This is a genomic window from Comamonas aquatica NBRC 14918, from assembly GCF_000739875.1.
In the GTDB taxonomy this organism is placed as follows: Bacteria; Pseudomonadota; Gammaproteobacteria; order Burkholderiales; family Burkholderiaceae_C; genus Comamonas; species Comamonas aquatica.
Genome location: NZ_BBJR01000051.1, coordinates 41,187 through 57,546 on the forward strand (window position 1 = coordinate 41,187; position 16,360 = coordinate 57,546).

A 16,360-nucleotide genomic window follows, 5' to 3' on the forward strand; every position below is an offset into this window, starting at 1 on the left:
CTCTCAAAAACAAAAGGCCGCCTGCTGGGTGGCAGTGCGGCCCGGGTGTCACTTCTGGTCGAGGAAGTTCTTGAGCATGGCGTGACCGTGCTCGGTCAGGATGCTCTCGGGGTGGAACTGCACCCCCTCCACGGCCAGCGTCTTGTGGCGCACGCCCTGGATTTCGCCATCCTCGCTGGTCGCGGTGATGGTCAGGCACTCGGGCAGGGTGTTGCGGTCGATCACCAGCGAGTGGTAGCGGTTCACGGTGAACTGCGCCGGCAGGTCGGCGAACACGCCCTGCTGGTCGGTGGTGATGACGCTGGTCTTGCCGTGCATCTGCTGCTGCGCGCGGATGATGTCACCGCCAAAGGCCGCGCCAATGCTCTGGTGGCCCAGGCACACCCCCAGCACCGGCAACTGGCCCGCAAAGTGCTGGATCGCCGCCACCGAAATGCCAGCCTCCGCCGGCGAGCACGGCCCGGGCGAGATCACGATGCGCGTGATGCCCTGCTCGGCCACCAGGGCGATCACCTCGTCCAGCGTGGCCTCGTCGTTGCGCACCACGGTCACGTCCGCCCCCAACTCGCCCAGGTACTGGACGATGTTGTAGGTAAAGCTGTCGTAGTTGTCGATCATCAAGAGCTTCATGCCGCACTCCCCGCGCTGTCGTCCTTGGGTGCCAGGCCGGCGGCGCGCAGGCGCGCCAGCTCCTGGTGTTCGTAGTCGATGTAGCACTCCATCATGGCGCGGTACAGGCGCTCCATCAGGTCGGGGTTGCCGCCCTGCGCCTCGGCCATGGGCCGCACCCGGTCGACGATGGCCTGGATGCGCGCTTCATCGCGCACCAGCCCTTCGTCGTTCTTTACGCGCGCCGCCTGGGTCATGTAGCCGCTGCGCTCCACCAGCAAGGGCACCAGGATGTCGTCCAGCGCATTCACGCCGGCGCGCACCTCGGCCATGCTCTGGCACTGCTTCACATTGTCGATGGCTCGGCTCATTCAAGACCTTCCTCTACCAGTTCCGCCGCACGCAAGACCGCGCGGGCCTTGTGTTCGGTCTCTTTCCATTCCATTTCGGGCACCGAATCGGCGACCACGCCGGCCGCCGCCTGCACGTACAGCGTGCCATCCTTGATGACGCCAGTGCGGATGGCGATGGCCATGTCCATGTGGCCCGCAAAACTCAGATAGCCCACCGCACCGCCGTAGATGCCGCGCTTGGTTGGCTCCAGCGCATCGATCAGCTCCATGGCGTGCACCTTGGGCGCGCCCGACAGCGTGCCGGCCGGGAAGGTGGCCTTGAGCACGTCCATGCTGGTCATGCCGTCCTGGAGGATGCCCTCCACATTGCTGACGATGTGCATGACGTGGCTGTAGCGCTCGACCACGAAGGCCTCGGTCACCTTGACGCTGCCGGTCTTGGCGATGCGGCCGATGTCGTTGCGCGCCAGGTCGATCAGCATCACGTGCTCGGCCCGCTCCTTGGGGTCGGCGATCAGCTCCTGCTCGGTGGCCTTGTCCTTCTCCGGCGTGGCACCGCGCGGGCGCGTGCCGGCCAGGGGGCGGATGGTGATCTTCTCGCCCTCTTCCACCTTCTCCTGGCGCACCAGGATCTCGGGGCTGGCGCCCACGACCTGGAAGTCGCCGAAGTTGTAGAAGTACATGTAGGGGCTGGGGTTCAGCGAGCGCAGCGCGCGGTACAGGCTCAGCGGCGATTCGGTGTAGCGCTTGTGGATGCGTTGGCCCACCTGCACCTGCATGAAGTCGCCCGCCGCAATCAGTTCCTTGGCACGCTCCACGGCGGCCAGGTAGTCGGCCTTGGCAAAGCTGCGCTCGGCCGGGTGGCTGTCGCCGCCCTTGATCTGCGGCACGCTGACCGAGTAGCGCAACTGCTCCTTGAGCTGGCGCATGCGCTTCTTGGCGCGGCTGTAGGCCTCGGTCTCGGCCGGGTTGGCATAGACGATGAAGTACAGCTTGCCCGAGAGGTTGTCGATCACCGCCACCTCTTCGCACAGCAGCAGCAGGATGTCGGGTGTGCCCAGCGTGTCGGGCGGGCAGGACTGCTCCAGCTTCTTCTCGACGTAGCGCACGGCGTCATAGCCGAAGTAGCCGGCCAGACCGCCGCAAAAACGCGGCAGACCCGGCACCAGGGCCACACGGAAGCGCTGCTGGTAGGCGGCGATGAAGTCCAGCGGATTGCCGGCGTGCGTCTCCACCACCGCGCCATCGGTCACGACCTCGGTCTGGGCCGCCGCGCCAAAACCGCTGGAGCGCAAGAAGGTGCGCGCCGGCAGGCCGATGAAGCTGTAGCGGCCAAAGCGCTCGCCACCCACCACGGACTCCAGCAGGAAGCTGTGCTTGCCATCGCCCTGGGCATGGGCCAGCTTCAGGTAGAGCGACAGCGGGGTTTCGAGGTCGGCAAACGCCTCGCTGACCAGGGGGATGCGGTTGTAGCCTTCGCTGGCCAGGCTTTTGAATTCAAGTTCTGTGATCACAGAGCAGGGTTCCCATTCGGGGCAGCACACTGCGCAAGGGTCATGCCGGGCAGGCGCTGCGATTCATTCAAACCGTCCGCGGCGGTGGCGGACAAGGGTGCACCCGTGCAAACAGGCGCGATCAGACGGTCATGGCGGCAGGCTTACGCCAGGGCCAGGCTCCCCGGTCCGCGCAACCTGTGATGAACACGTAGTGAATGAACATAGCGGCCAAGTGTAGCGCATTGCACCACCGCCCCCAAGCGCTGGCCGGCGATGGTGGGCCTCGCCGCTTGCGCGTTAGTCCCGAGGGCGTTTTCCCGCAAACCACCCGGCCGGTAGTTGTGGGGCGCCCGGTGTCCGGCCGACAATGGCTGTCAAAAAGCACGGCCGTGCCAACAACAACCGAACCCGGAGACTCCACCATGCCTGCTGCCCCGCTCCTTCCCCTGCTGTCACCCCTGCGCCGGTGGGCCCTGGCCCTGCTGGTCGTGGCCGGCAACGCCAGCCTGCCCGCCCTGGCCCAGGGCAGCGAGCCGGCGGAACTGGCCGTGCACCCGGCCACGGCGCAGGTAGACGGCCACAACCTGCAGCGCAACGGGGCGGGCATCCGCTACAAGGCCATCTTCAAGGTCTACTCGGCGGCGCTGTACCTGGAAAAGCCGGCGGCCTCGCTGGAGGCCATCGGCCAGCTGACTGGCCCCAAGCGCATCACCGTCAGCATGCTGCGCAGCATCAATGCCGCAGAACTGGGCACGCTGTTCGCCCATGGCATGGAAGACAACATGGACAAGCAGCAGTTCTCCAAGCTGATTCCCGGCGTGGTGCGCATGAGCGAGGTCTTCAACCGCCACAAGGAGCTCAAGGCCGGCGACCGCTTCACCCTGGACTGGCTGCCCGGCAAGGGCATGGTGATCAGCGTCAACGGCAAGCCCGAGCCAGCCGAATTCACCGAGCCCGAGTTCTACCAGGCGATGCTGGGCATCTGGTTGGGCCCCAAGCCCGCGGACCGCGGCCTCAAGCAGGCGCTGCTGGCCGCCGCCCCCTGAGACGGCGCGCCGACCAGCGGCAACTAACGCAATCCGCCGCATTCGACAAGCTTGTTTCTACGCAAAACACATCGCAGCAATCACTGACAAAGTAGCCCCTCACTTTTCCCTGGCCTGCCGATGCAGGTCGGGGCGTGCGCAGACAGAATGATCAAGGGGAGATTCCATGCGACTGCTTCAGCACATCACGGTCACACGCCGCCTGGGCGGACTGGTGGCCATGGCCATACTGACCTTGCTGGCCCTGGGGGCCGGCCTGAGCCTTTCCGAACGCAGCCTGCTCTTGCAGGAGCGCCAGAACGGGGTGCGCCAGACCGTGGAAATTGCCCACGGCCTGATTGCCCACTTCCACCAGCAGGCCGCACAAGGCAAGATCAGCACCGAAGAAGCCCAGGCCCGGGCCCTACAAAGCCTGGCCGCCCTGCGCTACAGCGGCAATGAATACTTCTGGGTCAACGACATGCACCCGCGCATGATCATGCACCCCGTGCGTCCGCAACTGAACGGCCAGGATGTCAGCGGCAACAAGGACCCGACCGGGCGGGCGCTGTTCATCGACTTCGTGAACATCGTCAAGAAGGACGGCGCGGGCTTCCACAGCTACCTGTGGCCCATGCCCGGCAGCGATGAACCGGTGGAAAAGATTTCCTACGTCATGGGCTTCCAGCCCTGGGGCTGGGTCGTGGGCTCGGGCGTGTACATCGACACCGTCAACGCCGCCTTCCTGCAGCGCATGATCGGCGCCGCGGCGATCAGCGCCGCACTGGCGCTGCTGCTGGTGCTGCTGGGCTGGCTGATCTCGCGCAGCATCCTGCGCCAGCTGGGCGACGAGCCGGCCGCGCTGCTGGCCGGCACCGAGCGCATGGCCCAGGGCGACCTCAGCACCCCGATGGCCCACCGAGGCGACGCCCGCAGCGTGGCCCAGGGCCTGGAGCACATGCGCACCCACCTCGCGGACATCGTCCAGGGCGTGCGCCACAGTGCCGAACACGTCACCCTGGCCAGCCAGGAAATCGCCCAGGGCAACCACGACCTGTCCAGCCGCACCGAGGAGCAGGCCAGCGCCCTGGAGCAGACTGCCGCCTCCATGGAACAGGTGGGCAGCACGGTGCGCCAGAACGCCGACAACGCGCGCCAGGCCAACCAGCTGGCGCTCAACGCCAGCCAGGTGGCGCAGCAGGGCGGGCAGGTGGTCACGACCATGCGCGGCATCAACAGCGCCAGCCAGCGCATTGCCGACATCATCGGCGTGATCGACGGCATCGCCTTCCAGACCAATATCCTGGCGCTGAACGCCGCCGTCGAGGCTGCGCGGGCGGGCGAGCAAGGCCGCGGTTTTGCCGTGGTCGCGGCCGAGGTGCGCAGCCTGGCCGGCCGTTCGGCCGAGGCCGCCAAGGAGATCAAGACCCTGATCACGGCCAGCGTCGAGCAGATCGCCCAGGGCTCGGCCCTGGCGGACCGCGCGGGCCACACCATGGCTGACGTGGTGTCCGCCATCCGCCATGTGAATGACATCGTGGGCGAAATCAGCGCGGCCAGCGCCGAGCAGAGCGCGGGCGTGGGCCAGATCGCCGAGGCCATCACCCAGATGGACCACAACACCCAGCAAAACGCCGCCCTGGTGGAGCAAAGTGCGGCCGCCGCGAACGGTCTGAAGATGCAGGCCGAGCAATTGCTGCAGGCCGTCTCCAGGTTCCGCCTGGCCTTGCAGGCCACGCAACAGGACCGCGCTGCGGGCGCCGTGGCCCCAGCGCCCGTGGTGCGCGCGGCCCCCACGCCCCGCCCCGTGCCAGCGCCCCGCCCCGCCCCTGCCCCTGCCGCAGGTGCAGGTGCAGGTGCAGGTGCAGGATCAACGGCAGCGACCGCCAGCCCAGCCCTGCCACGCAGTGCGCCAGCGGCCACGTCCACCACCGACAACGCCGACTGGGAAAGTTTCTAAGCGCCCAGGGGGCGACTCCACACCGTGGGGCCGCCCCCCGCCACAGCGGGCGGCAGGCGCGATTTACGCGGGCGCGACCAGCTGGGCGTAGTAGTTGGGCAGGGCGAACAGGGCGCCATGCACCGCAGGGTTGTAGTACTGCAAATCGCCCACACCGCGCGCCTGCAGGCGTTCGCGCACCTGCGCCACCGTGGGGGCCGTGGCATCCAGCGTGTCAGAACACACGGCCATGCCCCAGTAGGCGCCGTACAGCGGCACATACACGCCATAGCAACGCACCTGCGGGAACACCCCGCGCAGGCTGCGCACCAGGCGCTGCACCTGCTGCGGATGGAACACCGGGCTGCCCAGGTGCAGCACCAGTGCCCCGCCCGGTGCCAGCACCTGCCGCATGCGCTGCAGCGCCGGCGGCGCGTAGAGCGAACCCGCCGGGGTGTCGGGGTCCGTCAGGTCCAGCACCAGCAGGTCAAAGCGCTCGGTCGTCGTTGCGATCAAGGCCATGCCATCACCGATGCGCACCTGCAGGCGCGGGTCGCTCCAGACATGGCGGTGCACGGCCTGCAGCTCAGCCTGGCTGGCGCGGATGACGGCCTCGTCCAGCTCGGCCAGCACCACGCGCTCCAGGGTGTTGTGCTTGAGCAGTTCCTCCGCCAGGCCGCCATCGCCGCCGCCCAGGATCAGCGCCTGCCGTGGCGCCGGGTGGGAGATGGCCGCGGGGTGGGCCATGCACTCGTGGTAGAAAAACTCATCCCGCTCGCTGGTCATGAAGCAGTTGTCCAGGCGCATGACACGACCAAAGTGCGCCGTGTCCATCATCTCCAGCATCTGGTAGGGGGTCTGGCGGCGCTGCACGTTGTCGGCGCGAAAGCCGAAGGCCGCATCGGGGCTCAGCTGCTCCATCACCCAGGGGTACTGGCCCACGCCATCGGTGGCGATATCGCCGCGCCACAGCTGCTGGCGCACGGCGTGCCGTGGGGCATAGGCCGCGACGACGCCATCCATCAGCGCCTGCGCCTTGCCCGAGTTGTCGGCCGAGAAGTTGCACACATAGACGTCGATGGTGACGTTGCCGGTTTCCGGCCAGGTGTGGATGGCCAGGTGCGACTCGGCCAGCAGCACCGTGCCAGTCACACCCCCGGGCTGGCCCTGCCAGGCCGGGAACTGGACCCAGCGGTCATCCACCCGGGTCAGGCCGGCGTCCTCCGTCTGCCTTCGGCACAGGGCGGCGATCGCCTGCGCATCCAGCATCAGCGCGTCGTCGCACGCGCATTGGTACAAATCGGCCGTCAGGTGCAAACCTTGCATGGTGTGGAGTCCTCCCTGTCACACGAAACGCCAGGGCGAAGAGCTCCTCCCTGCAGCGCATTGGGTTATCTGCTTGTCAAGCGGGCAAAGCTTGGCATCGTAACCACAAGCACTGCAAAGGACAAATAACGGCAATTTCCGTTTTTAGACCACACGAAGCTGCGCGATACTGTCAATCAGCGCATCGGCACCCACCGCCTCCACGGATTGCCCGTGGTTGTAGCCATAGGTCACCAGCACCACCGGGCACCCCGCAGCGCGGGCGGCCTGGGCGTCGTTGCTGGAGTCGCCCAGCATCAGGGTGCGCGCCGGCGTCGTGCCCAGGGCCTCGCAGGTCTTGAGCAGGGGCAGCGGATCGGGCTTCTTGGTGGCGAAGGAATCCCCGCCAAACACCTGCTCGAACAGGCCCTGCAGGCCCTTGGCCGCCAACAGCGGCCGGGTGAAGGCCAGGGGCTTGTTGGTCACGCAGGCCAGGCGCAGGCCCCCGGCCCGCAGCGCCTGCAGGCCTTCCAGCACCCCGGCGTACAGCGCCGAGTGCTGGCCGTTGATGGCCAGGTAATGCTGCTCGTAGCGGGCCAGCGCCGTGGGCAACAGGCTGGCCACGGCCGCTGGCAGGGCATCTGCGGAATGGCCGGCCTGCGTCAGCACATGGGCCAGCACGCTGCGCAGCAGGTGCTCCGTGCCCTTGCCCACCATGTGCTCGATCAAGGCGGCGTCCAGCGCCGGCAGCTGCAGGTCGGCCAGCATGCGCGCGATGGCCTCGGCAAAGTCGCCAATCGTGTCCACCATGGTGCCGTCCAGGTCCACGATGGCTGCGTCCACTTCCAGGTGCAGCGCCTGGGCGCCCACAGTCACTTGCACAGACATATCATCCTCTTCACAAATCGATAGCTGTCTGCGCTTGCCAGATGAGCGCAAACTGCCAAAAACACGGAGAAATTAAAAAGGCCTGCAATGGCAGGCCTTGGGGGCGGAAGACCGGCTTATGCGGCCAAGTTGGCGCGCATCTGGTCGATCACGGCCTGGTAGTCAGGCTTGCCGAAGATGGCGCTGCCGGCCACGAAGGTGTCGGCACCGGCATTCGCCACGGCGCGGATGTTGCCTTCCTTGATGCCGCCGTCCACTTCCAGGCGGATGTCCTTGCCGCTGGCATCGATGCGCTTGCGCACGGCTTCGATCTTGCGCAGCGTGCTGTCGATGAAGCTCTGGCCACCGAAGCCGGGGTTGACGCTCATCAGCAGGATCAGGTCCAGGTCCTCGATCACCCAGTCCAGCACGTCCAGGGGCATGGCGGGGTTGAAGGTCAGGCCGGCCTTGGCGCCGTGCGACTTGATGTTCTGGATGCTGCGGTGCACGTGGGCCGAGGCATCGGGGTGGAAGCTGATGTAGTCCGCACCGGCCTTGGCGAAGGCGCTGGCCAGCTCGTCCACGGGCTGCACCATCAGGTGCACGTCGATGGGCACGGGGCGGCCATCGGGCGTCACGGCATGGGGCTTCAAAGCCTCACAGATCATGGGGCCAAACGTGAGGTTGGGCACGTAGTGGTTGTCCATGACGTCGAAGTGGATCCAGTCGGCGCCTGCGGCAATGACATTGCGCACTTCTTCACCCAGACGGGCAAAGTCGGCGGACAGGATGGAAGGGGCGATGCGGTACGTGGGGTTCATGGCCGCCAATTGTCGCAGTTACCATTGCCACATGCCCATGTACGAGTTTCACGTCGAGGCCCAGGCCCAGTACGAGCCGGAGCAGTCCATGCCCCAGCAAGGCCTGTTTCGCTTCGCCTACACCATCACGGTCACCAACACCGGCGAGGGCGCCGCGCAGCTGATTGCGCGCCACTGGCTGATCACCGACGCCCAGGGCGCGCAGCAGGAAGTCCACGGCCTGGGCGTGGTCGGCCGCCAGCCCATGCTGCAGCCCGGGGAGTCGTTCCGCTACAGCAGCAGCTGCGAGTTGCGCACCCCCAGCGGCACCATGCAGGGCCGCTACCTGTGTGTCACCGAAGCCGGGGAAACTTTCGACACCCCGATCGCTCTGTTAGTGCTGGATATCGACCCGTCGGCCACGGGCGCGGATATCCCGTCTCCCCCCTCTCGCACCCTCCACTGAATGCCCCATCCCGCCCACGACCTCCCACGCCTGCTGGCGGAACTTGACCCCCACGCCGAGCTGGCGGAACGCCACCTGTGGCTGATCCATGTGCTGGAGTGGGTCCGGGCCGCCGAACCCTCGGTCGAGGTGGCGCTGGGGCGCGTGGAGTCGCTGGTGGCGGCGATCGAGGCCGATGCCGATCTGCGCCAGCGCCTGCAGGCCTGGTGGCTGGCGTTCATCGACCGCGTGGACATCACCACCTTGCTGGCCGACTTCGGCTTTGCCCCGCGCACGGCCATGATCACCGAGGTGTCGGAGCGCCTGCGCCACAAGCTACTGCCCGGCACGCCGGAGACCATCGATGCCTCCGAGCTGTTTTCCATCGCCCTGCCCAGCGAGTTCGACGCCCGCTGGCTGATCGCCCTGCCCGAGCCGCTGCTGCAGCGCCTGGCCGCGCTGCTGGCCCCGGCCGACAGCCAGGGCGCCAGCTTCTGGCAGCATGCGCTGCTGAATGCCATCACCTACTGCGCGGGCCAGATCCTGGCCAACGGCTTTGCGCCCGAGCTGCGCCTGCGCATGAGCGAGGAGGCGCGCGAGCAGCGCCCCTTCCACGACCTGATCCGCGATGTGGAGAGCCTGCGCATCGAGGTGCTGCACAGCCTGCGCACCACCGACCGGCTGGAAGAGGCCGAGAAGCGCCTGCGCGAACGCCTGGATGCCTGCCGCGCAGCCATCGGCACCGTCTACCAGCACTTCGGCGATGAAGGCATCTCCGTCGGCCTGGTGTTCCGCGTGCGCCAGCTGCGCACGCGCATCGTGCGCATCCGCCAGTTGCTGGACTGCCTGACCAGCGCGCACACCGAGCAGGACGCCATGCGCCTGCTGGCGGGCTTCGTCAGCGTCGGGCGCGAACGGCGCAGCCTGCGCTCGCTGCTGTCCACCAACTCCTCGCTGCTGGCGGCCAAGGTCACCGAGCGCAGCGCGGAAACCGGCGAGCACTACATCACCCGCAACAGCCGGGAATACCTGCAGATGCTGCGCCGCGCCGCCGGCGGCGGCCTGGTCATGTCCGTGACCACCCTGGTCAAGTTCGGTCTGGCCGCGCTGGCGTTTTCCGCCTTCTGGGGCGGGTTCTGGGCCGGCCTCAACTACGCCATCAGCTTCGTGCTGATCCAGCTGCTGCACTTCACGGTGGCCACCAAGCAGCCGGCGATGACGGCACCGGCCATGGCCTCCAAGCTCAAGAACATCAACGAGGACGGGGCCATCGAGACCTTTGTGGACGAGGTGGCCAACCTCACCCGCAGCCAGGTGGCGGCCATTCTGGGCAATGTGCTGGTCGTGTTCCCGGCCGCGCTGGGCCTGGCCTGGCTGTTCAGCCAGGCGCTGGGCCACCCGCCGCTGGACGTGGTGCACGCCACCCAGGTGCTGGACTCGCTGAGCCTGCTGGGCCCCTCGCTGCTGTTTGCGGCCTTCACCGGCGTGCTGCTGTTCGTCAGCAGCCTGATCGCCGGCTGGGCGGAAAACTGGTTCGTGCTGCGCCGCATGGACTCGGCCATGCGCTACAACCCGCGCATCACCCGCCTGCTGGGCGCACCGCGTGCCAAGCGCTGGGGCGATTTCTGGCGCCGCAACATCTCCGGCTTTGCGGCCAACATCTCCCTGGGACTGATGCTGGGCCTGACCCCGGCGATCGCCGGCTTCTTCGGCCTGGGCCTGGAGGTGCGCCACGTCACCCTGTCCTCGGGGCAGCTGGGCGTGGCCGGTGCCACCTTCGGCTGGGAGATCGTGCATGACGACGCTTTCTGGTGGGCCGTGGCGATGTTGCCCTTCAACGGCGCCCTCAATGTGCTGGTAAGTTTCTACCTGGCGTTCCGCATGGCCTTGCGCGCGCAGAACGTCACCGGGGTGGAGCGCTCGCGCATCTACGCGGCCATCCGCCACCGCCTGCGCACCCGCCCCCTGAGTTTTTTCAAGCCCTGAGCCCACCGGCCCAGACCGGGCAGCCCGCCGGGCTCTGCCCCTGACGAGGAGACCACGATAAGGATGAAGGTATGACCCCAGATCCCACCTTTTGGGCCCAGTGGCTCAAGCCCTCTGCAGGCCTCGACACCCTGCAATGGTCGCTGTTGCTGGCCCTGGCCGCGCTGGTCGGCTACGTGTTCCAGCGCCACCTGCAAATGCCCAAGGTGCTGGGCTACGCCGCGGTCGGCACCCTGGCCGGTCTGCTGGGCTTCAGCGCCACCACCTGGCCGCTGCAGGGGCCGGCGCTGTTTGCGCTGGAACTGGGGGTGTCCATCATCCTGTTCGAATGCGGCGGCCGCATCACCCTGCGCTGGTTCCGCCACAACCCCATGGTGCTGGTGCAAAGCCTGCTGGAAGCGGCGCTGACCTACTTCGCCGTGTTCTACGCCCTGGTCTGGCTGCAGCTGCCGCCCGCCACGGCCACGCCGCTGGCGCTGATCGCCATGGCCGCCTCGCCCGTGGTGCTGACGCGCGTGGTCAACGACACCCGCGCGGCCGGTCCGGTGACCGACCGGGCCATCGCCCTGGCCACGCTGTCCACGCTGTATGCGCTGACCCTGGGCAGCGCCAAGGCCGAAATCTTCGCCCGCCCCTCGGCCTCGCTGTGGCAGGACATCACGCCCGTGCTGGTGGTACTGGGCGTGTCGGTGGTGGTCGCCGCCCTGCTGTGCCTGGTGATGCGCCTGGCGCTGCAGCTGATGAGCCCGACCAGCGAGAACACCTCCATCCTGATGCTGGCGCTGATCGCGGCGGCCACCGCGATTGCCGCGCACCTGGGCGGCTCGGCCCCGCTGGCGGCGCTGCTGGGCGGCATGCTGCTCAAGCAGCTGCACCAGCGCCCCTGGGCCTGGCCGCGCCAGCTGGGCACGGCCTCGTCGCTGCTGACCCTGCTGATGTTCGTGCTGGTCTCCACCGTGGCCGCCCAGGCCTCGTGGAGCGGGGCCGTGGCCCTGGCCGTGCTGGCCCTGGTGGTGGCCCGCCTGCTGGCCAAGGCCGTGGGCGTGGGCCTGGGCAACATCAGCAGCGGTGCCAGTTGGCGCCAGGCGGTCTGGGTGTCGTGTGCCATGGCGCCGATGTCGGCCGTGGCGCTGCTGATTACCTCGCAGTTCGCCCAGGCCGCGCCCGAGCAGGCCCAGGCCATCTCGGCCACGGCCCTGCCCGCCATCCTGCTGCTGGAGCTGCTGGGCGCCATCCTGGCCACGCTGGCCCTGCGCCGCGCCGGCGAAACCTCGCTCAAGGCCGCTGCGCCCCAACCTGCCCCCCAAGACGGAGCCTGAACATGCCTTTGGAAGCCTTTCAGCAGTCCGAGCCCCTGACCCTGGGGGTGGAGCTGGAGCTGCAGCTGGTCAACACCCACGACTACGACCTGGCGCCCTACGCCACCGACATGCTGCGCCTGATGGACAAGCACGCCCTGCCCGGCAGCGTGGTGCCCGAGATGACCAGCAGCATGATCGAGGTCTCGACCGGCATCTGCCGCAGCGCGGCCGAGGTGCTGAGCCAGCTCACCCCCATCCGCGACGCGCTGGTCAAGAGCGCCGCCAAGCTCAACATCGCCGTGGTCGGCGGCGGCACCCACCCCTTCCAGCTGTGGCACCAGCAGCGCATCTACGACAAGGCGCGCTTCCACGAGCTGTCGGCGCTGTACGGCTACCTGACCAAGCAGTTCACCATCTTCGGCCAGCACATCCACATCGGCTGCCCCGATGCCGATGCCGCGCTGCTGATGCTGCACCGCATGAGCCGCTACATCCCGCACTTCATCGCGCTGTCGGCCTCCAGCCCCTACGTGCAGGGGCAGGACACGGCGTTTGACTCGGCACGGCTGAACTCGGTGTTCGCCTTCCCGCTGTCCGGGCGCGCGCCCTGCGTGCTGAGCTGGAAGGAGTTCGAGCAGTACTTCGACAAGATGACCGCCACCGGCGTGGTCAAGAGCATGAAGGACTTCTACTGGGACATCCGCCCCAAGCCCGAGTTCGGCACCATCGAGATCCGCGTGTTCGACACGCCGCTGACCATCGAGCGCGCCGCAGCCCTGGCGGGCTACGTGCAATCGCTGGCGGCCTGGTTCCTGGAGACCCAGCCCTTCACCCCGGCCGAAGACGACTACCTGGTCTACACCTACAACCGCTTCCAGGCCTGCCGCTTCGGGCTGGACGCGGTATACGTCGACCCGGCCACGGGCCAGCACATGCCGTTGTCCGAGCACATCCTGCAGACCATCGACCAGATCACCCCCCAGGCGGCACGCCACGGCGCAGCCCCGGCGCTGCAGACATTGCGCAGCGACGTCGCCAACAGCCACAATGACGCACGTTGGCTGCGCGAACGCCAGGCCCGGGAACAGCTGCTGGGTGAGGTGACGCGCCAGGCCTCGCGCCGGTTCCGGGGCGAGGCCATTTAGGGAACACCGGGGGCAACCCCAAAAACATAGCTGCATGCGCTTGTCAAACAATGCTTTCAAACCAAAATGTGTTTGAAACGCTTGAATGACAAGCGCAAACCGCTACTTTTTTATCATGGGCGAATTCGAACTGATCCGCAAATTCTTCCAGCGCCCGGTGCGCCGCTCGCCCCTGGGCGTGGGCGACGACTGCGCGCTGCTGGCGCCTGCGCCCGGCATGCAGCTGGCCGTGTCCAGCGACATGCTGGTCGAAGGGCGCCACTTCTTTGCGGACGTGAATCCCCAGTTGCTGGGCCACAAGGCCCTGGCCGTGAACCTCAGCGACCTGGCCGCCTGCGGCGCCCGGCCCCTGGCCTTCACCCTGGCGCTGTCGCTGCCGCGCGCCGATGCCGCCTGGTGCCAGGCCTTCAGCGACGGCCTGTTCGCCCTGGCCGCGCAGCACGACTGCGAACTCGTCGGCGGCGACACCACGCAGGGCCCGCTGAACCTGTGCATCACCATCTTCGGCGAAGTGCCCACCGGCCAGGCCCTGCTGCGCAGCGGCGCCCAGGTCGGTGACGACATCTGGGTCAGCGGCACCCTGGGCGATGCGCGCCTGGCGCTGGACGCCCTGCTGCGCCAGCACGCCCTGCCCCCCGCCGTGCTGGCCCAGGCGCGCCAGCGGCTGGAGCAGCCCACCCCGCGCGTGGCCCTGGGCCAGGCGCTGCGCGGCATTGCCAGCAGCTGCCTGGACGTGAGCGACGGCCTGCTGGGCGACCTGGGCCACATCCTGGACGCCAGCGGCGTGGGCGCCTGCATCGACGCCAACATCACGCGCGGCCTGCTGCATGCGCGCCGCCACCCGCTGATGGCGGCCCTGGCCACCACCCGCATCGACGCCTGCACCCTGGCCGGCGGCGACGACTACGAGCTGTGCTTCACCGCCCCCGCCAGCGCCCAGACCGCCGTGCGCGAGGCGGCCCAGCAGAGCGCCACACCCGTCACCTGCATCGGCCGCATCGAGGCCCAGCGCGGCGTGCGCGTCATCGCCCCCGGCGGCCAGCAGCTGCCGCTGCGCTTCGCCGCGTTCGACCATTTCGCCTGACGCCGGGCTGGCCGGCGCCCCCTGCGCGACTTCTACAATCGCTCCATGGAACCCATCACCGACGTGCAGCCCAAGCGCTTCACCGCACACCCCGGGGCCGACGCGTCCGCCGCACCGGCCAGCGCGCCCCCACGCCCCAGCGTGCGCTTCCTGCTGCAACACCCGGCCCACCTGATCGCGCTGGGCTTCGGCTCGGGCCTGGGCCGCATCGCCCCCGGCACCGTCGGCACCCTGTGGGCCTGGCTGGCGTTCCTGGTGCTGCAGCTGTGGCTGACGCCCGCGCAGATCGGCTGGCTGATCGCGGTCAGCCTGCCCGTCGGCTGGTGGGCCTGCACCGTCACCGCGCGCCACCTGCGCGTGGCCGACCCCGGCCACATCGTCTGGGACGAGGTTGTCGCCTTCTGGATCGTGCTGTGGCTGACCATGCCCATGGGCTTCTGGGGCCAGCTGAGCGCGTTTGCGCTGTTCCGTTTCTTCGATGCCGCCAAACCCGGCCCCGTGCGCTGGGCCGACCGCCTGTGCAAGGGCTTCGGCCCGCGCGGCGGCTGGGGCATCCTGCTGGACGACCTGGTGGCGGCCTTCTGCACCCTGCTGGTGCTGGCGGTGTGGCGCCACCTGTTCGGCTGAGGCCGCCCATGACGGCCGCGCCCGACCTTGCCCCCACCGTGCGCCAGCTGGCGGCAGCCCTGCAGCAGCGCGGCTGGCTGATGGCCACCGCCGAAAGCTGCACCGGCGGCCAGATCGCCGCAGCCTGCACGGACCTGGCGGGCTCCAGCCAGTGGTTCGACCGCGGCTTCGTGACCTATTCCAACGCCGCCAAGACCGAAATGCTGGGCGTGCCTGCCGCCCTGATCGCCACGCACGGCGCCGTCAGCGAAGCCGTGGTGCGCGCCATGGCCCACGGCGCGGTAGCGCGCTCCCCGGCCCAGGTCAGCGTCGCCGTCAGCGGCGTGGCCGGCCCCAGCGGGGGCAGTGCCGACAAGCCCGTCGGCACGGTCTGGCTGGCCTGGTGCGTGCAGGGCCAGGTGCACAGCCGCGTGCACCACTTCCCCGGTGACCGCGCGGCCGTGCGGGCGCAGACCACGGCCCTGGCACTGCAGCATTTGGTAACAATTCTCCAGCCACCCTGAGCGCAGGGGTCTCCCACCCGTCACTGCGACAACCCCGGCACGCAGTCAGACGGTCGATTCCCCCTAAAATCTCCCGCTTTGTCAGCCAAGCGCTTACAGGCGAAAATGCGCGGGCTTTATCCACTCCCCCTCTTTGTTCCGCAGAGAAAGTGCTTCTATGTCTCTTCCGCCCGTGCTTTCCTGGCTTCGCGCTGCCCCCATGCTCCAGCCAGGACGGTGGATACGACCTGTAACAGCCGCCAGTTTGATGTGTGTTATTGCCGCAGCCGCGCCGCTGGCCCAGGCGGCCGCCGCGCCCGCCGCCGAGGTGCAACAGTTGGTCGACCAAGGCAAGATCAACGATGCCGCACAGCGCGTGCAGACCCTGCTCAAGCAAAGCCCCCAGGATGTGCAGCTGCGCTTTCTGCAGGGCGTGATCGCGGCCGAACAGCAGAAGTACGACCAGGCCATCCAGGTCTTCACGGCCCTGACACGCGACCACCCCCAGCTGCCCGAGCCCTACAACAACCTGGCCGTGCTGCACGCCGCCAAGGGCGAGGACCGCAAGGCCGCCCAGGTGCTGGAACAGGCCATCCGCACCAACCCCAGCTACGCCACCGCCCATGAGAACCTGGGCGATCTGTACGCCCGCATGGCCGGCGACGCCTATGCCAAGGCCTTGCAGCTGGACAACAACCGCAAGCCCGCGCCGCCCAAGCTGTCGCTGATCAAGCAGATCTTCCCGACCTCCGGCACCGGCGCCGCCGTGGTCGCAGCCGCACCGGCGGCGGCGCCCCGCCCCGCCGCGGTCGAGCCCAAGGCACCCGCAGCACCCGCCCCCACACCGGCACCGGCAGCCCCTGCGCAAGCTGCGGCCCCCGCACCGGTGGTGACAC

Annotated in this window: 16 protein-coding genes; 10 read left to right on the top strand and 6 right to left on the bottom strand. The window is 68.3% G+C overall.

The window, feature by feature from the left end:
* Positions 1 to 48 precede the first annotated feature (48 nt).
* From CA2_RS12320 to trpE, 3 genes are read right to left on the bottom strand one after another with little or no spacing between them, the layout of a single operon-like run.
* Complete coding sequence (locus CA2_RS12320; RefSeq protein WP_042417533.1) at positions 49 to 630, bottom strand: aminodeoxychorismate/anthranilate synthase component II; 582 nt, start codon at positions 628 to 630, stop codon at positions 49 to 51.
* The gene (locus tag CA2_RS12325) at positions 627 to 980 is read right to left on the bottom strand and encodes a chorismate mutase (protein ID WP_042417536.1); all 354 of its coding nucleotides are present in this window, start codon (positions 978 to 980) and stop codon (positions 627 to 629) included. The genes CA2_RS12320 and CA2_RS12325 overlap by 4 nt, the downstream gene beginning before the upstream one ends.
* Positions 977 to 2,476 carry an anthranilate synthase component I gene (gene trpE / locus CA2_RS12330; RefSeq protein WP_042417544.1) on the bottom strand — a complete coding sequence of 500 codons (1,500 nt, stop codon included), beginning with the start codon at positions 2,474 to 2,476 and terminating at the stop codon, positions 977 to 979. The genes CA2_RS12325 and trpE overlap by 4 nt, the downstream gene beginning before the upstream one ends.
* Positions 2,477 to 2,880: 404 nt before the next feature.
* On the opposite strand from trpE, the gene CA2_RS12335 reads away from it, so the two are divergent.
* Together CA2_RS12335 and CA2_RS12340 are read left to right on the top strand one after the other, a co-directional pair.
* Entirely contained in the window at positions 2,881 to 3,504 is a 624-nt protein-coding gene (locus tag CA2_RS12335) for a chalcone isomerase family protein (RefSeq protein WP_042417547.1), read from the top strand.
* Between the two features lie 166 nt (positions 3,505 to 3,670).
* A complete protein-coding gene (locus tag CA2_RS12340; protein ID WP_042417552.1) occupies positions 3,671 to 5,443 on the top strand; it encodes a methyl-accepting chemotaxis protein in 1,773 nt (590 codons plus the stop codon).
* 63 nt (positions 5,444 to 5,506) lie between these two features.
* Here CA2_RS12340 and speE read toward each other — a convergent pair whose 3' ends face one another.
* The 3 genes from speE to rpe form a co-directional block, all read right to left on the bottom strand.
* Complete coding sequence (speE, locus tag CA2_RS12345; RefSeq protein ID WP_042417555.1) at positions 5,507 to 6,748, bottom strand: polyamine aminopropyltransferase; 1,242 nt, start codon at positions 6,746 to 6,748, stop codon at positions 5,507 to 5,509.
* Between the two features lie 144 nt (positions 6,749 to 6,892).
* Complete coding sequence (gph, locus tag CA2_RS12350; protein WP_042417558.1) at positions 6,893 to 7,615, bottom strand: phosphoglycolate phosphatase; 723 nt, start codon at positions 7,613 to 7,615, stop codon at positions 6,893 to 6,895.
* A 116-nt stretch (positions 7,616 to 7,731) separates the two neighbouring features.
* A complete protein-coding gene (rpe, locus tag CA2_RS12355) occupies positions 7,732 to 8,415 on the bottom strand; it encodes a ribulose-phosphate 3-epimerase (protein WP_042417560.1) in 684 nt (227 codons plus the stop codon).
* A gap of 31 nt (positions 8,416 to 8,446) precedes the next feature.
* Between rpe and apaG the strand changes: the two genes are divergently transcribed.
* The 8 genes from apaG to CA2_RS12395 form a co-directional block, all read left to right on the top strand.
* The gene (gene apaG / locus CA2_RS12360) at positions 8,447 to 8,860 is read left to right on the top strand and encodes a Co2+/Mg2+ efflux facilitator ApaG/CorD (RefSeq protein WP_042417563.1); all 414 of its coding nucleotides are present in this window, start codon (positions 8,447 to 8,449) and stop codon (positions 8,858 to 8,860) included.
* On the top strand, positions 8,861 to 10,825 hold the full coding sequence (gene tlpB / locus CA2_RS12365) for a transporter-like protein TlpB (RefSeq protein ID WP_042417566.1): 1,965 nt from the start codon (positions 8,861 to 8,863) through the stop codon (positions 10,823 to 10,825). It abuts the gene before it with no gap.
* Positions 10,826 to 10,896: 71 nt separating this feature from the next.
* Positions 10,897 to 12,144 carry a cation:proton antiporter domain-containing protein gene (locus CA2_RS12370; protein ID WP_042417569.1) on the top strand — a complete coding sequence of 416 codons (1,248 nt, stop codon included), beginning with the start codon at positions 10,897 to 10,899 and terminating at the stop codon, positions 12,142 to 12,144.
* 2 nt (positions 12,145 to 12,146) lie between these two features.
* Positions 12,147 to 13,271 (top strand): YbdK family carboxylate-amine ligase, encoded by a 1,125-nt coding sequence (locus tag CA2_RS12375; protein ID WP_042417571.1) that lies wholly within the window; start codon positions 12,147 to 12,149, stop codon positions 13,269 to 13,271.
* A gap of 115 nt (positions 13,272 to 13,386) precedes the next feature.
* The gene (gene thiL / locus CA2_RS12380) at positions 13,387 to 14,355 is read left to right on the top strand and encodes a thiamine-phosphate kinase (RefSeq protein WP_042417574.1); all 969 of its coding nucleotides are present in this window, start codon (positions 13,387 to 13,389) and stop codon (positions 14,353 to 14,355) included.
* A 45-nt stretch (positions 14,356 to 14,400) separates the two neighbouring features.
* A complete protein-coding gene (locus tag CA2_RS12385) occupies positions 14,401 to 14,982 on the top strand; it encodes a phosphatidylglycerophosphatase A family protein (RefSeq protein ID WP_081888985.1) in 582 nt (193 codons plus the stop codon).
* A gap of 8 nt (positions 14,983 to 14,990) precedes the next feature.
* Positions 14,991 to 15,485 carry a CinA family protein gene (locus CA2_RS12390; protein ID WP_042417576.1) on the top strand — a complete coding sequence of 165 codons (495 nt, stop codon included), beginning with the start codon at positions 14,991 to 14,993 and terminating at the stop codon, positions 15,483 to 15,485.
* Positions 15,486 to 15,732: 247 nt separating this feature from the next.
* Positions 15,733 to 16,360: tetratricopeptide repeat protein (locus tag CA2_RS12395; RefSeq protein WP_042417577.1), on the top strand; the 628-nt coding region annotated here is incomplete at its 3' end.

Excerpts from the sequence above, each read along its gene's own strand:
- gph (WP_042417558.1), bottom strand. The coding sequence starts at position 7,615 with ATGTCTGTGCAAGTGACTGTGGGCGCCCAGGCGCTGCACCTGGAAGTG.
- rpe (WP_042417560.1), bottom strand. The coding sequence starts at position 8,415 with ATGAACCCCACGTACCGCATCGCCCCTTCCATCCTGTCCGCCGACTTT.
- CA2_RS12340 (WP_042417552.1), top strand. The coding sequence starts at position 3,671 with ATGCGACTGCTTCAGCACATCACGGTCACACGCCGCCTGGGCGGACTG.
- apaG (WP_042417563.1), top strand. The coding sequence starts at position 8,447 with ATGCCCATGTACGAGTTTCACGTCGAGGCCCAGGCCCAGTACGAGCCG.
- CA2_RS12325 (WP_042417536.1), bottom strand. The coding sequence starts at position 980 with ATGAGCCGAGCCATCGACAATGTGAAGCAGTGCCAGAGCATGGCCGAG.
- speE (WP_042417555.1), bottom strand. The coding sequence starts at position 6,748 with ATGCAAGGTTTGCACCTGACGGCCGATTTGTACCAATGCGCGTGCGAC.
- CA2_RS12335 (WP_042417547.1), top strand. The coding sequence starts at position 2,881 with ATGCCTGCTGCCCCGCTCCTTCCCCTGCTGTCACCCCTGCGCCGGTGG.
- CA2_RS12370 (WP_042417569.1), top strand. The coding sequence starts at position 10,897 with ATGACCCCAGATCCCACCTTTTGGGCCCAGTGGCTCAAGCCCTCTGCA.
- thiL (WP_042417574.1), top strand. The coding sequence starts at position 13,387 with ATGGGCGAATTCGAACTGATCCGCAAATTCTTCCAGCGCCCGGTGCGC.
- CA2_RS12385 (WP_081888985.1), top strand. The coding sequence starts at position 14,401 with ATGGAACCCATCACCGACGTGCAGCCCAAGCGCTTCACCGCACACCCC.
- CA2_RS12390 (WP_042417576.1), top strand. The coding sequence starts at position 14,991 with ATGACGGCCGCGCCCGACCTTGCCCCCACCGTGCGCCAGCTGGCGGCA.
- tlpB (WP_042417566.1), top strand. The coding sequence starts at position 8,861 with ATGCCCCATCCCGCCCACGACCTCCCACGCCTGCTGGCGGAACTTGAC.
- CA2_RS12320 (WP_042417533.1), bottom strand. The coding sequence starts at position 630 with ATGAAGCTCTTGATGATCGACAACTACGACAGCTTTACCTACAACATC.
- CA2_RS12375 (WP_042417571.1), top strand. The coding sequence starts at position 12,147 with ATGCCTTTGGAAGCCTTTCAGCAGTCCGAGCCCCTGACCCTGGGGGTG.